The following is a 13,988-nucleotide window of genomic DNA, read 5'->3' as shown; positions in this document are numbered from 1 at the left end:
CAGCACCCTCGACCGACCCGCCGTCGGCGCGGGTCAGCGGAGAACGGCGCCGACCGCCGCTGACGCCGTGGCCACCGCGGCGTCGCGGGCCGCGGACGCCTCGTCCTCGGTCAGCGTGCGATCGCCCGCACGGAACCGCAGCGAGAAAGCCAGGGACTTGCGGCCCTCGCCGACCTGCGCGCCGGCGAAGACGTCGAAGAGCACGATCGACTCGAGGAGTTCCCCTGCGCCGTCGGCCAGGGCGGCCCGAACGGCCTCCGCCGGGACGTCGGCGTCCACGACGACCGCCACGTCCTGCAGCACGGCCGGGAAGGGCGAGACGACCGGCGCGGGCAGGTTCTCCACCAGGGGGATCGCATCGAGGTCGAGCTCCACGGCGCAGGTCCGCGCCGGGAGGCCGGCACGCTCAAGCACCGCGGGGTGCAACTCCCCCGCGTGGCCGATCACGGCGTCACCGACGAGAACCTCCGCGCAGCGTCCGGGATGGAAGGGTGCGTACTGCGCCGCACGGAGCGTGAGCTCGACGTTGCTCGCGCGGCCGATCTCGCGGACCGCCTCGAACGCGTCCGTCGCGTCCGCGGCCCGGCCCTCGCCCCACGGCCCGGCAGGGGTGCGCCGACCGGCGAAGACGAGGGCGACGTGCTCGGGCTGGCTCGGCAGCGAAGCGTTGAGCTCGTCGATCTGCTCCGCGGTCGGGCGACGGTCGACGGGGATCGGATCGACGGCCACCGTCGTTTCCGAAGGCAGCACGACCTGGGCGATCGTGTACAACGCGAGGTCCCGCTGACCGCGGGAGACGTTGCGCGCCAGGATCTCCAGGAGGCCGGGCAGCAGGGTGGTCGCGAGCGAGGGCCGGTCCGACTCGAGCGGGTTGAGCACCGTCGTGGTGTTCCGGCGCGGGTCGTCGGCCTCCAGGCCCCAGGTGTCGAAGACACCGGCGGGCAGGAACGGGCTGGTGAGCACCTCGACGTGGCCGGCGTGCGCGAGCGAGCGGCTCACGGTGCGGCGGCGACGCTGGCGGGTAGTGAGCCCCCGTCCGCCGGGGGCGGCGGGCAGCACCGGCGGAATCTGCTCCAGCCCCTCGAGCCGCAGCACCTCCTCGACCAGGTCCGCGACCATGGTCAGGTCGGGGCGCCAGGTCGGCGGGGTCACCGTCAGGCTGCTCTCGCCTTGGACGGCGCAGCCGATCTGGGTGAGACGACGCACCGTCGTGCCCGGGGGGTAGGTGATCCCGGCGACGCGGTCCGGACGGTCCGCCGCGATGGTCACCTGCGGGCGCTCGTCGTAGGAGCCCAGGTCCGTGATCTCCCCGACGACGGTGCCGCCGGCGATCTCGGTCAGCAGGCGCGCCGCCTCCCGGACGGTCCACACGGAGATCGCCGGATCGACGGTGCGCTCGTACCGCTTCGCGGCGTCCGAGCTGAGCTTGTGCCGCTTTCCGGTGCGGAAGACCTTGACGGGGTTCCAGATCGCGCCCTCGAGGATGACGTTGACCGTGTCGTCGCCGACCTCGGTGCCCGCGCCGCCCATGACGCCCGCGAGCGAGACGGGTCCGGTCTCGTCCACGATGACCGTGTCCTCGGGATCGAGCGTGCGCTCGACGTGGTCGAGGGTCTCCAGGGTCTCGCCGGCGCGCGCGGCGCGCACCGTCAGCCCGCCCCGCACGCGGTCGGCGTCGAAGGCGTGCAGCGGCTGGCCGCTGAGCAGCATGAGGTAGTTGGTCACGTCGACCGCCGGGCTGATCGGGCGTACGCCGGAGGTGAGCAGGCGGCGCTGCAGCCACCACGGGCTCACGGCCTTCGGATCGATGCCCTCCACGCGCAGCGCGGTGAACCGCGTGCAGCCGGACTCGGGTTCGACGGTCACGTCGACGTCGCCCTTGCCGCTCCCGGCCTTGTCCGACGGGGTGGTGATGTCGGTGAAGGGGAGGTCGTAGCCGCAAGCGAGCTCGCGTGCGAGGCCGCGGACGGAGAAGGCGTAGCCGCGATCGGGTGTCACGTTGAGCTCGATGACGGTGTCGTCCATGCCGAGGACCGGCTTCGCGTCGTCGCCGGGTTCCGCGGTGCCCGCCGGCAGCACGAGGATGCCGGAGTGATCGGTGCCGAGGCCGAGCTCGGAGACCGAGCAGATCATCCCGTCGGAGACGTGGTCGTACGTCGTCCGCGCGGCGATCTCGAAGCCGCCGGGCAGCACCGCGCCGGGGAGGGCGGCCACGATGAGGTCGCCCTCGGCGAAGTTCCGCGCGCCGCACACGATGCCGCGGGGCTCGGCCTCGCCGACGTCCACCTGGCAGAACCGGATGGGCTTGCGGAAGTTCGTGAGCTCCTCGATGTGCGCGACGCGGCCGATCTTCAGCGGGCCGGTCACGGTGTCGAGCGAGTCGACCTCCTCGACCTCGAAGCCGACGCGCACGAATCCCGCGTCCAGCTCCTCGGCCGTGACGCCCCAGTCCGGGGTGTCGCGGCGGAGGATCTCAGTGAGCCATGACTGTGCAACGCGCACGGTGGAAGTCCTTCTCCTGGGGGAATTATGCGGTGCCGGGTGCGTCGGCGCTAGCCGCGGACGCCGAAGGGCAGGGTGAAACGGACGTCGCCCTCGACGATGTCGCGCATGTCGGACAGGCCGGTGCGGAACTGGAGGGTGCGCTCGAGGCCCATGCCGAAGGCGAAGCCCGAGTACTCCTCGGGATCGATGCCGCAGGCACGCAGGACGTTCGGGTTGACCATGCCGCAGCCGCCCCATTCGATCCAGCCCGCGCCGCCCTTCTTGTTCGGGAACCACACGTCGACCTCGGCCGACGGTTCCGTGAACGGGAAGTAGTTCGGGCGCATGCGGGTGGTGGTCTCGGGGCCGAACGTCGCCTTGGCGAAGGCCTCGAGGGTCCCGCGCAAGTGCGCCATCGTCAGGCCCTTGTCGACGGCGAGGCCCTCGACCTGGCTGAACACCGGGGTGTGGGTGGCGTCCAGCTCATCGGTGCGGAAGGTGCGGCCGGGGCAGGCCACGTAGATCGGCACGTCGCGCGTGAGCATGGAGCGCACCTGCACCGGGGAGGTGTGAGTGCGCAGAACCTGTCGCGAGCCCTCGGGCGCGATGTAGAAGGTGTCCTGCATGGAGCGGGCCGGGTGGTCCGGGAGGAAGTTGAGCGCGTCGAAGTTGAAGTGCTCGGTCTCGACCTCGGGCCCCTCCGCGATCTCCCAGCCGATGCCGACGAAGAAGTCGGCGACCTCGTCGGCGATGATGCTCACGGGATGGCGCGCACCCTGCGGCGCTCGCGCGGAAGGCAGCGTCACGTCGATCGATTCGGAGACGAGGACGGCGGCGTCGCGCTCGGCGTCGAGTACCGCCTTCCGCTTCTCGTAGGCCTCGCGTGCGCGCGCCTGCGCGACATTGACGCGCTTGCCTGCGTCCTTGCGCTCCTCCTTGGGGATGGACCCCAGGGCGCGCTTGCTCAGCGCGAGCGGCGACTTCTCACCCAGGTGCGCCAGGCGGGCGGTGTTCAGCGAATCCAGGCTGAACGAGGCGCTGAACGCCTGCGCGGCCTCCGCGGCGAACGCGTCGAGCGCGGCTTCGCTGAGGTCGTCGACGGGGGCGTTCTGGGCTTCCGACACTGCTCTGGGCTCCTCGGTGAGGGTGGAACGGTACCCGACCAGACTAGTCGACCGGGTTCCACGGGCGGAATCGCATTACCGCTGGTACGGGGTCGGCCGGCGCCCGGCGGTGTTCGGCGCGACGGATCGGGACTTCGCACCATTGCGCTCGCATGATGCAACACACTCGTCACATCGAGGCAATGGTTCGGCGGGGCGGGCTGCCTACCGTCGGGACATGGCGATCACGACGACGGACGGCGGCACGCCGCGCACGCGACCCGAGGACGAGTACCTGGGCGTCGGAAAGACTCTCGGCTACGGGGTCCAGCACATTCTCGCTATGTTCGGCGGCGTCATCGCCGTTCCGCTGATCGTGGGCGGCGCGGCCGGCTTGGACACCGCACAGAAAGCCCTCCTCGTCGCGAGCGGGCTGTTCGTCAGCGGCCTGGGGACGATGCTGCAGACCCTCGCCGTGCCGTTCTTCGGCAGCCGACTGCCGCTGGTGCAGGGCACCAGCTTCGCGACCGTCTCGACGATTCTCACTATCCTCGCCGGCGACCCCGACAACGGGCTCCGCGTCGTTTTCGGGTCGCTCCTGGTGGCCGCGGCGATCGGCCTGGCCATCACCCCGTTCTTCGCGCGAGTGATCCGCTTCTTCCCACCCGTCGTGACCGGTTCGATCATCACGGTGATCGGCCTGTCGCTGATGCCGGTCGCGGCGAGGTGGATCACGGGGCCGCCGACAATCACGGTGGACGGGCGGGAGGTCACCAATCCTGATTTCGCCGCGCTCCCGAGCATCGGCCTCGCGATGTTCACCTTTCTCGCCGTCGTCCTGCTCAGCAAGGTGCGTGTGTTGTCCCGGCTTTCGGTCCTGCTCGGGCTGGTCGTCGGCACCGTCGTCGCCCTGATCCTCGGCCGCGCCGACGTCGGCGCGGTGGGAACGGCGTCGGTGTTCTCCCTGCCACACCCCTTCCCCTTCGGCGGACCGATGTTCGAGATCGGCGCGATCGTCTCGCTCACCGTCGTGATCCTGGTGACGATGGTCGAGACCACCGCGGACATCCTTGCAGTCGGCGAGATCGTGGGAACGAAAGTCGACTCGCGGCGGGTCGCCGACGGGCTACGGGCCGACATGGCGACCTCGCTGCTGGCGCCGATGTTCAATTCGTTTCCCGCCACGGCCTTCGCGCAGAACGTCGGGTTGGTCGCGCTCACTGGGGTCAAGAGCCGGTTCGCCGTGGCTGCGGGCGGCGCGATCCTCTTGCTCCTCGGCCTGTCCCCGATGGCAGCGGCCGCGTTCAGCGTGATCCCCGGGCCGGTCCTCGGGGGTGCCGGGATCGTCTTGTTCGGCACCGTCGCCGCAAGCGGGATCCGCACACTCGCCAAGGTCGACTTTCAAGGCAACAACAACCTGCTCATCGTCGCGGCCGCGATCGCCTTCGGGCTCATTCCGGTGGTCGCCACCGACTTCTGGCACGCCTTCCCCTCCTGGTTCGTGGTGATCTTCCATTCGGGCATCAGCGCGGCGGCGATCGTGGCGGTAGTCCTCAATCTGCTGTTCAACGTCCTCCTCCCCGGCGCGCCCGAGCAGCCATCGATCGTGGCGGCCGGGCCCACCGTCGGGGCTCCCGGCGGCGAACACGCCGTTCAGGAATCCGATGGTGCCGGCACCCCGTCGGTCACGGAGGCGCGGAGCGCGCGCAACTCCGCCTGAGTCGTCCCAGCGACCGTCCTCGCCGCGCCGAGTGTCACCACGAACACGACGAGCGCCCACCAGCCCGGCGACGATCCGAGCCCCTCCTTCGCCATCAGCAGTACCGCGACCCCGGCGACGCAGACCAACCCGCCGACCACTCCTCCGCGGGCCCCGGAGGCGGCAACGGCGCGGTCCCACCACGGGATCCGACGGTGCTCGAGTGGCGAGAGCAGCACGAACAGCGCGAACATCACGACCGCGAAGACGACCGCGCGCAACGCCATCAGGCCCCAGAAGCCCGGCTGGGCGGGGTCGACCGCGTCGATGCCCACCGCGTGCAGCGCGAAGGCGGCGACGGCGATCGCGGGGATGTGCCAGAGGTAGAGCGTCATCGCGCCGCCGTTGCCGACGGCCACCGGGTACCAGACCCGCGGGCTCCGGGCCCAGCGACCGATCGCGGGCGCCGCCGCGACGAACAGCAGGCTCACCCACACGCAGTGCAGTCCCAGGAGAAACGTGGGCGGTGTGCTGTTCGAGAAGGTCTCGGCCCCGGTCACGACGAGCGGGACGTCGTACGGCCCCACGACGACCGCGGCGACAGCCGCGACGAACGCGACCGCTGCGGCCGCCAGCGCGAACCGGGTCGGAATCATCCGCCGCGCGTAGGCCACGCCGATGACGACGGGGATCAGCCACACCACCAGGAAGTTCGGGAAGCCCCATTCGAGCGCGCCCGAGGCCAGGCGCGCACCGTCGAACAGAGCGGACGCGGCCAGCAGCGCCACGACGATCCCGCCGAGCGCGGCGCGGCCGCACCGCATCAGCGCTGGCACGAACGCCAGGACCAGCAAGTACACGCCGATGAACCACAGCAGCGCCACGGACTCCCCACCGAGGCGCGCGGCGCTCGACTCCCCCAGCGCCATCCGCGCCCCGAGCAGCGCGACCGACCAGAACGCGAGGTACCAGAACACGGGCCGGGCCAGGCGTTGCGCCCGTCCGACGAGCCACCCACCCCACGCCGTGCCGGGCCGCAGCCCGTAGGCGCTGCTCGCAGCCCCGGCGAGGAAGAAGAGCGGCATCACCTGCAGCACCCAGGTGAAGGGCTGTAGCGACGGCTGCGCGCCGAGCGTGTTGCCCACCCACACGCCCGACGGGGCGATGGTGGCGAGCAACAGCGCGCAGTGGCCGAACATGACGACCAGCAGGCTGGCGAGGCGGGCGACGTCGATGGCGCGGTCGCGGGTATCCGGGGTGCCGTCGAGGACCGCGGCGCGGGCGGGCAGGAATCTCATGGTCACCATGCTTCCGGCGCGAGCGCCGTCGCGGATGAGTAGTCCTACCCGGAACCGGTGAGGACCTATCCCCGATTCTGCACGCGCGAGCTCGCGTACAGGCAGATCGACGCGGCGGTCGCGAGGTTGAGAGACTCGGCACGGCCGCGGATCGGGATGGCGACGCGGTAGTCGGCGAGGGCCTGCAGGGCGCGCGGCAGGCCGTGTGCCTCGTTGCCGAACAGCCAGGCCGTGGGGCCGGCGAGCAGCTCGTCGGCATCGTCGAGCGAGACCTCGCCGTCGGCGGCGGTTGCGAGCACCGTCAGGCCCGAGGCCTTGAGCTGGGCGAGCGCCGCGGCGGCGTCGCGCTCCTGCACGACGGGCAGGTGGAAGACGGAACCGGCGGAGGCGCGGACGACCTTGCCGTTCATCGGGTCGACGGCGTCGCCGGCCAGGACCACGGCGTCGGCGCCGACGGCGTCGGCCACGCGGATGACGGTGCCCGCATTGCCGGGCTCCGCGACGTCGACGGGGACGGCGACCAGCCGCGCACCGTCGGGCACGTGCGCCTCGGGTAGGGCCCGGCAGACTGCCACGATGCCGGGCGGGGTGACCGTGTCGGACAGGCCCCGCATGGCTCGTTCGGTCACGTACGCCGCGCCGCCCATGAGCAGGTCGGGGTACCGCTCGGCGCCCTCCTCGGTGACGAAGAGCTCGTCGACGAGGCCCGCGGCGAGCGCAGAGGTGACGGCGTTGGAGCCCTCCGCGAGGAACCGCCCCGCCTTGCGGCGGCCGGCGGCGCGGAGGAGCTTGGAAGCGGCAACGACCCGCGGGGTCCGCTCCGTGAAGAGCTGGTCCGCGGGTCGTTGCGAGTGCTGCGTCAAGTTACGCGACGGGCGCGTTCACGTCGGCGGGAAGCGCCTTGCGGGCGATCTCGACGAGCGCGGTGAAGGCGGCCGGGTCCGAGACGGCGATCTCGGCGAGGTTCTTGCGGTCGACCTCGACGCCGGCCAGGTTGAGGCCCTGGATCAGGCGGTTGTACGTCAGGTCGTTGGCCCGCGCGGCGGCGTTGATACGGGTGATCCACAGCTTGCGGAAGTCGCCCTTGCGCGCACGACGGTCGCGGTACGCGTAGGTGAGCGAGTGGAGCTGCTGCTCCTTGGCCTTGCGGTACAGGCGCGACCGCTGACCGCGGTAGCCCTTCGAGGCCTCGAGGATGGAACGACGCTTCTTCTGAGCGTTCACTGCGCGCTTGACGCGTGCCATAGGTCTTCGTCCTTACGTGATGAAAAGTTCTAGCGGGTACCGGGGGCGGCTTACTTGCCGAGCAGCTTCTTGATGCGACGCACGTCGGCGGGCGCGACCTCGGCCACGCCGTCGAGGCGACGGGTCACGCGCGAGCTCTTGTGCTCGAGGAGGTGGCGACGGCCGGCCTTCTGGCGCAGGACCTTGCCGCTCCCCGAGATCTTGAAGCGCTTCGAGGTACCGCTGTGGGACTTGTTCTTCGGCATGTGTTCGTCTCTCTGTCTCGTTCTACTGCCGGGCGCGACGTGTGTCGCTACTCGGCCGGAGCCTCGGGCGCGACGGGCCGCGCCACCGGGGCTTCCTTGTCCTGCTGCGCCTTGGCGCGGGTCTTCGCGCCCTTGTGCGGGGCGAGGACCATGGTCATGTTGCGCCCGTCCTGCTTCGCGGACGTCTCGACGAAGCCGTACTCGGCGACGTCGGCGCCCAGGCGCTGCAGCAGGCGGTAACCGAGTTCCGGACGCGACTGCTCGCGGCCGCGGAACATGATCGTGACCTTGACCTTGGAGCCCTGCTCCAGGAACCGGACGACGTGACCCTTCTTGGTCTCGTAGTCGTGGTCGTCGATCTTCGGGCGGAGCTTCTGCTCCTTGATCACGGTCAGCTGCTGGTTCTTCCGCGACTCGCGCAACTTCTGCGCCGCCTCGTACTTGAACTTGCCGTAGTCCATGATCTTGCACACGGGCGGGCGGGCGTTCGGCGCCACCTCGACCAGGTCGAGATCCGCCTCGTACGCCAGCTTGAGCGCATCTTCAACTCGCACGATCCCGACCTGCTCGCCGCCGGGGCCGACGAGTCGGACCTCGGGAACGCGGATCTGACCGTTGGTGCGTGTCTCAGTGCTGATGGGGCCTCCTTGAATAGGTGCTCGTGTCGTGGTGCGAGCGGTCTTCACTCGTTGACCGCCGCGCAGCCGACGAGGCCCACCCAAGTCCCACACAGCGAAAAGGCCCCGACCAGGCTCTTCGCCTGACGGGGCCCACACCGACCGATTCGGGCCTCCGACGGCGTACGCCGACGATCGACCCCTCCCCCAACGAGGAGACCGCAGCGGAAATTCCTCACGGAATCCGCGGCGGCGACCGGACCAGCCGACCTGAGGTCGACGTGGTGGGAGTGGACTCCACTTGCTGCCCCGGACAGAACCGGAGCGGTCGCACATGACAGTGTAGCAGTCGTGAGTGAGAATCCGAATTCGTCCCCCGAGCCCGACACCCTGGAACGCCTGGTCGCGGACTCGCCGTCGATCGAGGTGATCTCGAGCGCCTGGATGCTGCTGATGAGCGCCGCGGCGGAGAAGCTCGGCCTCACGGCCGCGGAGGGCGACGAGACGGCCGTTTTCGACCCGCGCGAGAGCCCGCACTTCGACCTCGACGAGGCCCGGCGCCTCATTACCGCACTGGCGGGCCTGACCACGGCATCGGTCGAGTATCTCGGCCCGCACGCGGGCCCGTACCGCGACGGCCTGAAGTCACTGCAGCTCGCCTTTCGTGAATCCAGTAGCCACCCGGACGAACCGGGCCAGGGCCCGGGCGAGAAATACACGGGACCGGTGTACAGCTAACCCTCAGGGTTATTCCCCAAAGACACCCTGACCTGTGTAAATAGGTCTAGTGTTCCAGGTCACACCAGGCGTACCGTCACGGCATGACACGGATGAGAACGCTCGCGGCCGGCGTACTGGTCGCTGCTGGAGTAATGGCACCCCTGGGGACGGTGGCGGCCACCACGGCCGCCGCCGCCCCGACCCCCGCGGTCTCGCACCCCGGGCAGGGATGGTGCGAACCGGGCCGCTGGGTAGGCGGCTACTGGACCCAGGGCCGCTGGCACCCGGGCTACTGGCAGGGCGGCTACTGGCGGCCCGGCTGGGTGGACCGGTGGGGCTGGCATCCCGGCTACTGGGTCCAGCCCCGATGGAATCCCGGCTGGTACGAGCAGGGCCGCTGGGTTCCCGGGCGGTGGGAACCCGGCCGCTGCTACCCCCACCGCTGAATCGGCCACCGACTACCCTCGACGGCCGAACGAACGGGCCCTCAGTCGCATCCCCGCGACTGAGGGCCCGTTCGGCTGTGTTCTGCGGAGCGCCTACGCCCCGGCGACCATCGCGGGTGCCGACGCCAGCGCCTTGATCCGGTCCGGGCGGAAGCCCGACCAGTGCTCGGCACCGTCGACCACGACCACCGGCGCCTGTAGGTAACCGAGGGCCAGGACGTACTCACGCGCCTCCTCGTCGAGGCTGATGTCGACCGAGGTGTACTCGACGCCCGCCTTGTCCAGCGCACGGTACGTCGCCGTGCACTGCACGCACGCGGGCTTGGTGTAGACGATCACGCTGCTGCTCATGCCCTCAATACTACATCTAGTGTCACACGCGTGCAATTTACACAAGATGCTGTGGATTGCGCTCCACAGGTGCCCCCAGACGGTCCACCGTCCGTCCACAGCCGCATCCCCAGGCGCACGCCCCTCCTACGTGGACAGAACCTCCTTGAGGAAGGTGCCTGTGTAGGAATCGGGCACCGAGGCCACGTCCTCGGGCGTGCCCTGCGCGACGACGGTGCCGCCCCCGCTGCCGCCCTCGGGGCCCATGTCGACGATCCAGTCGGCGGTCTTGATCACGTCCAGATTGTGCTCGATGACGAGCACCGAGTTGCCCTTGTCGACGAGTCCGTCGATCACCTGCAGCAGCTTGGCGATGTCCTCGAAGTGCAGGCCGGTGGTGGGCTCGTCGAGGATGTAGACGGTGCGGCCGTTGGACCGCTTCTGCAACTCGGCCGCCAGCTTGACGCGCTGCGCTTCGCCGCCCGACAGCGTGGTCGCCGGCTGTCCCAGCCGGACGTAGCCGAGACCGACCTCGACCAGGGTCTTGAGGTAGCGGTGGATCGACGTAACCGCCTCGAAGAACTCCGCCGCCTCCTCGATCGGCATGTCGAGCACCTCGGCAATGTTCTTGCCCTTGTAGTGCACTTCCAGTGTCTCGCGGTTGTACCGCGCGCCGTGGCACACCTCGCACGGCACGTAGACGTCGGGCAGGAAGTTCATCTCGATCTTGATCGTGCCGTCGCCCGAGCACGCCTCGCACCGGCCGCCCTTGACGTTGAACGAGAAGCGTCCGGGCTGATAGCCGCGGACCTTCGCCTCGGTGGTCGCGGCGAACAGCGTGCGGATCTTGTCGAACACGCCGGTGTAGGTAGCCGGATTGGAGCGCGGTGTGCGGCCGATCGGCGACTGGTCGACCTGCACGAGCTTGTCGAGGTCGTCGAGCCCGGTGACCCGGCTGTGCCGCCCCGGCACCTGACGCGCCCCGTTGAGCTTGTTCGCCAGCACCGTCGCCAGGATGTCGTTGACCAAGGTCGACTTACCCGATCCCGAGACGCCCGTGACCGCCGTCAGCACGCCGAGCGGGAACGCGACGTCGATGTTCTGGAGGTTGTGCTCGCGGGCGCCGACGACCTTGAGCTGGCGCTTCTTGTCGATCGGCCGCCGCACGGCGGGCACGGGCAGCGCTCGCCGCCCCGACAGGTAGGCGCCGGTCAGCGAGTCCTTGTTCTTCAGCAGCGCCTTGTACGTACCGCTGTGCACGACCTTGCCGCCGTGCTCACCCGCGTACGGGCCGATGTCGACGACCCAGTCGGCGGTACGGATCGTGTCCTCGTCGTGCTCGACGACGATGAGCGTGTTGCCCAGGTCGCGGAGTCGGACGAGAGTATCGATGAGGCGGCGGTTATCGCGCTGGTGCAGGCCGATCGACGGCTCGTCCAGCACGTACAGCACGCCCGCGAGGCCCGAGCCGATCTGGGTGGCGAGGCGGATGCGCTGCGCTTCACCGCCCGACAGCGAGCCGGCGGCGCGTGAGAGCGACAGATACTCGAGGCCGACGTCCAGCAGGAAGGCGATGCGGGCCTGCACCTCCTTGAGCACGCGACCGGCGATCGCCGCCTCGCGCGCGCCCAGCTTGAGGTCGGAGAGGTAGTCGGAGCACTCCCCCACCGACATCGCCGCGACGTCCGCGATCGACCTCTCGCCGAACCGCGGGTGGTCGAGCGTGACGGCGAGGATCTCGGGCCGCAGCCGCGCCCCGGAGCAGGCCGGGCAGGGCACGTCGCGCATGTAGCCCTCGTACCGCTCCTTCATCTGCTCCGACTCGGTGGATTCGAGGCGGCGGTGCAGGAAGGGCATCACGCCTTCGAACTCGGCGTAGTACGAGCGGGTTCGGCCGTACCGGTTGCGGTACTTCACGTGCACCTGATGCTCGGAACCCTCGATGACGGCCCTACGAGCCTTCGCCGGCAGGTCCTTCCACGGGGTGTCCAGGTCGAAGCCCATCGCGTCGGCCAGTCCGGAGAGCAGGCGCAGGAAGTACTCCGCGCTCTGACCTGAGGACCAGGGGGCGATGGCACCGTCGGCGAGCGAGAGCAGCGGATCGGGCACGACGAGCTCCGGGTCGACCTCCTTGCGGACGCCGAGACCGTCGCACTCCGGGCACGCGCCGTACGGCGAGTTGAAGGAGAACGAGCGGGGTTCGAGATCGTCGACGGCGATGGGGTGGCCGTTCGGGCAGGCCATCTTCTCGGAGAAGCGCCGCTCACGCTCGGGGTCGTCCTCCTCCCGGTCAACGAAATCGAGCACGACGATGCCGTCTGCCAGGCGCAGGGCGGTCTCGATGGAGTCGGTGAGCCGCTGCTTGGCCGTCGCCTTCACGGCCAAGCGGTCGATCACCACCTCGATGTCGTGCTTCTCCTGCTTCTTCAGCTTCGGCAGCTCGGCGAGCTGGTACACGACCCCATCGATCCGGGCGCGCGAGTAACCCTGCGTCTGCAGTTGGTTGAACAGGTCGACGAACTCACCCTTGCGCGTGCGGACGACGGGGGCGAGCACCTGGAAGCGGGTTCCCTGCTCCATGTCGAGCACCTGGTCGACGATCTGCTGCGGCGTCTGCCTCGCGATCACCGACCCGCACTCGGGACAGTGCGGGGTGCCGGCCCGCGCGTAGAGCAGGCGCAGGTAGTCGTACACCTCGGTGATGGTGCCGACGGTCGACCGCGGGTTGCGGTTGGTCGACTTCTGGTCGATCGACACCGCGGGCGAGAGGCCCTCGATGAAGTCGACGTCGGGCTTGTCCATCTGCCCGAGGAACTGGCGCGCGTACGCCGACAGCGACTCGACGTACCGCCGCTGCCCCTCCGCGAAGATCGTGTCGAACGCGAGGCTGGACTTGCCGGAGCCCGAGAGCCCCGTGAACACGATCAGGCTGTCGCGCGGGAGATCCACATCGATACCCCGCAGGTTGTGCTCGCGCGCGCCGCGCACGATCAAACGATCGACCACCGTGATCCCCTCATCCGCCTCGTTCCAGCCCACAGCGCGGGCCCTCGTCAATGCTAGGCAACCCCACCGACAAGTTTTCGCGGCGCGGTAGCGTCGGGGGTGTGACCACAACGATCAGCCAGCTCTCCGTCGGCCCCATGGACAACAACGTCTACCTGGTCAGTGATTCCGCAGGGCGCACGCTCCTCATCGACGCGGCCAACGACGCGGAGGAGGTCCTGGCCGCCGCCCGCGAGGCCGGCGGCGTCGAACTGATCGTCACCACGCACCGTCACCCCGACCACTGGCAGGCGCTCGCCCAGGTCCGGGCGGGTCTCGACGTGCCCGCGGCCGCGGGAGTCAATGACGCCGAGGGCATCGACGCTCCCACCGATCGCACCCTCTCCGACGGGGAAGTGCTCACGGTGGGCGACCTCACCTTCGATCTCATCGAGCTGGTCGGCCACACGCCCGGGTCCATCGCGCTCGCGCTGCGCCCCGAGTTCGACGGTGCGCCCGTCCACCTGTTCACCGGCGACTGCCTGTTCCCCGGCGGCGTGGGCAAGACGTGGCAGCCCGGCGACTTCGACCGCCTCTACGCGGACGTGACCACCAAGCTCTTCGACCGGTTCGACGACGACACCGTCGTGCACCCCGGCCACGGCAAGGGCACGACGCTCGGCGCCGAACGCCCGCACCTCGCGGAGTGGCGCGAGCGCGGCTGGTAGCTCCCACGGCCCGGGGTGCGCCCTCGCGCAGGACGCGTTCGAGGCGCGGGGCCCGCGGATCGTGGACAATGGACGGCCTGATTCATCG

General features: G+C 69.9%; 13 protein-coding genes. 4 read left to right on the top strand and 9 right to left on the bottom strand.

What is annotated here, in order from left to right; all coding sequences use genetic code 11:
• Positions 1-33: 33 nt before the first annotated feature.
• On the bottom strand, positions 34-2,502 hold the full coding sequence (pheT, locus tag FK529_RS15485; RefSeq protein WP_146562803.1) for a phenylalanine--tRNA ligase subunit beta: 2,469 nt from the start codon (positions 2,500-2,502) through the stop codon (positions 34-36).
• A gap of 50 nt (positions 2,503-2,552) precedes the next feature.
• Entirely contained in the window at positions 2,553-3,608 is a 1,056-nt protein-coding gene (pheS, locus tag FK529_RS15480) for a phenylalanine--tRNA ligase subunit alpha (protein WP_146562801.1), read from the bottom strand.
• A gap of 217 nt (positions 3,609-3,825) precedes the next feature.
• Here pheS and FK529_RS15475 point away from each other — a divergent pair, with 217 nt between their 5' ends.
• Positions 3,826-5,307 (top strand): nucleobase:cation symporter-2 family protein, encoded by a 1,482-nt coding sequence (locus FK529_RS15475; RefSeq protein ID WP_146562799.1) that lies wholly within the window; start codon positions 3,826-3,828, stop codon positions 5,305-5,307.
• Here the strand turns inward: FK529_RS15475 and FK529_RS15470 are convergent.
• From FK529_RS15470 to infC, 5 genes are read right to left on the bottom strand one after another with little or no spacing between them, the layout of a single operon-like run.
• Positions 5,241-6,593 carry an acyltransferase family protein gene (locus FK529_RS15470; protein WP_146562797.1) on the bottom strand — a complete coding sequence of 451 codons (1,353 nt, stop codon included), beginning with the start codon at positions 6,591-6,593 and terminating at the stop codon, positions 5,241-5,243. The genes FK529_RS15475 and FK529_RS15470 overlap by 67 nt on opposite strands.
• A gap of 56 nt (positions 6,594-6,649) precedes the next feature.
• Positions 6,650-7,447 carry a TrmH family RNA methyltransferase gene (locus FK529_RS15465; RefSeq protein ID WP_146562795.1) on the bottom strand — a complete coding sequence of 266 codons (798 nt, stop codon included), beginning with the start codon at positions 7,445-7,447 and terminating at the stop codon, positions 6,650-6,652.
• Between the two features lies 1 nt (position 7,448).
• The gene (gene rplT, locus FK529_RS15460; protein WP_146437342.1) at positions 7,449-7,829 is read right to left on the bottom strand and encodes a 50S ribosomal protein L20; all 381 of its coding nucleotides are present in this window, start codon (positions 7,827-7,829) and stop codon (positions 7,449-7,451) included.
• Positions 7,830-7,879: 50 nt separating this feature from the next.
• Positions 7,880-8,074, bottom strand: coding sequence for a 50S ribosomal protein L35 (gene rpmI, locus FK529_RS15455; protein ID WP_068520473.1), 195 nt, complete (start codon positions 8,072-8,074; stop codon positions 7,880-7,882).
• Positions 8,075-8,121: 47 nt separating this feature from the next.
• A complete protein-coding gene (gene infC, locus FK529_RS15450) occupies positions 8,122-8,760 on the bottom strand; it encodes a translation initiation factor IF-3 (protein WP_146562793.1) in 639 nt (212 codons plus the stop codon).
• 282 nt (positions 8,761-9,042) lie between these two features.
• Here infC and FK529_RS15445 point away from each other — a divergent pair, with 282 nt between their 5' ends.
• Positions 9,043-9,429 carry a recombinase RecA gene (locus FK529_RS15445; protein ID WP_146562791.1) on the top strand — a complete coding sequence of 129 codons (387 nt, stop codon included), beginning with the start codon at positions 9,043-9,045 and terminating at the stop codon, positions 9,427-9,429.
• A gap of 83 nt (positions 9,430-9,512) precedes the next feature.
• Positions 9,513-9,857, top strand: a complete 345-nt coding sequence (locus FK529_RS15440; RefSeq protein WP_146562789.1) for a hypothetical protein — start codon at positions 9,513-9,515, stop codon at positions 9,855-9,857.
• 93 nt (positions 9,858-9,950) lie between these two features.
• Here FK529_RS15440 and nrdH read toward each other — a convergent pair whose 3' ends face one another.
• A complete protein-coding gene (gene nrdH, locus FK529_RS15435) occupies positions 9,951-10,208 on the bottom strand; it encodes a glutaredoxin-like protein NrdH (protein ID WP_146562787.1) in 258 nt (85 codons plus the stop codon).
• Between the two features lie 126 nt (positions 10,209-10,334).
• Positions 10,335-13,193: an excinuclease ABC subunit UvrA gene (gene uvrA / locus FK529_RS15430; protein ID WP_146562785.1), complete on the bottom strand. Its 2,859-nt coding sequence runs from the start codon at positions 13,191-13,193 to the stop codon at positions 10,335-10,337.
• 137 nt (positions 13,194-13,330) lie between these two features.
• On the opposite strand from uvrA, the gene FK529_RS15425 reads away from it, so the two are divergent.
• Positions 13,331-13,900 (top strand): MBL fold metallo-hydrolase, encoded by a 570-nt coding sequence (locus FK529_RS15425; protein ID WP_438947206.1) that lies wholly within the window; start codon positions 13,331-13,333, stop codon positions 13,898-13,900.
• Positions 13,901-13,988: the final 88 nt, after the last annotated feature.

This window comes from Tsukamurella asaccharolytica, from assembly GCF_007858435.1.
GTDB lineage: Bacteria > Actinomycetota > Actinomycetes > Mycobacteriales > Mycobacteriaceae > Tsukamurella > Tsukamurella asaccharolytica.
The sequence above is the reverse complement of the archived record's forward strand: the minus strand, read 5'-3'. Positions and strand labels throughout refer to the sequence as shown.

Coding starts and splice junctions, on each gene's coding strand:
- FK529_RS15475 (WP_146562799.1), top strand. CDS start 3,826: ATGGCGATCACGACGACGGACGGCGGCACGCCGCGCACGCGACCCGAG.
- FK529_RS15470 (WP_146562797.1), bottom strand. CDS start 6,593: ATGGTGACCATGAGATTCCTGCCCGCCCGCGCCGCGGTCCTCGACGGC.
- rplT (WP_146437342.1), bottom strand. CDS start 7,829: ATGGCACGCGTCAAGCGCGCAGTGAACGCTCAGAAGAAGCGTCGTTCC.
- rpmI (WP_068520473.1), bottom strand. CDS start 8,074: ATGCCGAAGAACAAGTCCCACAGCGGTACCTCGAAGCGCTTCAAGATC.
- FK529_RS15440 (WP_146562789.1), top strand. CDS start 9,513: ATGACACGGATGAGAACGCTCGCGGCCGGCGTACTGGTCGCTGCTGGA.
- nrdH (WP_146562787.1), bottom strand. CDS start 10,208: ATGAGCAGCAGCGTGATCGTCTACACCAAGCCCGCGTGCGTGCAGTGC.
- FK529_RS15425 (WP_438947206.1), top strand. CDS start 13,331: ATGGACAACAACGTCTACCTGGTCAGTGATTCCGCAGGGCGCACGCTC.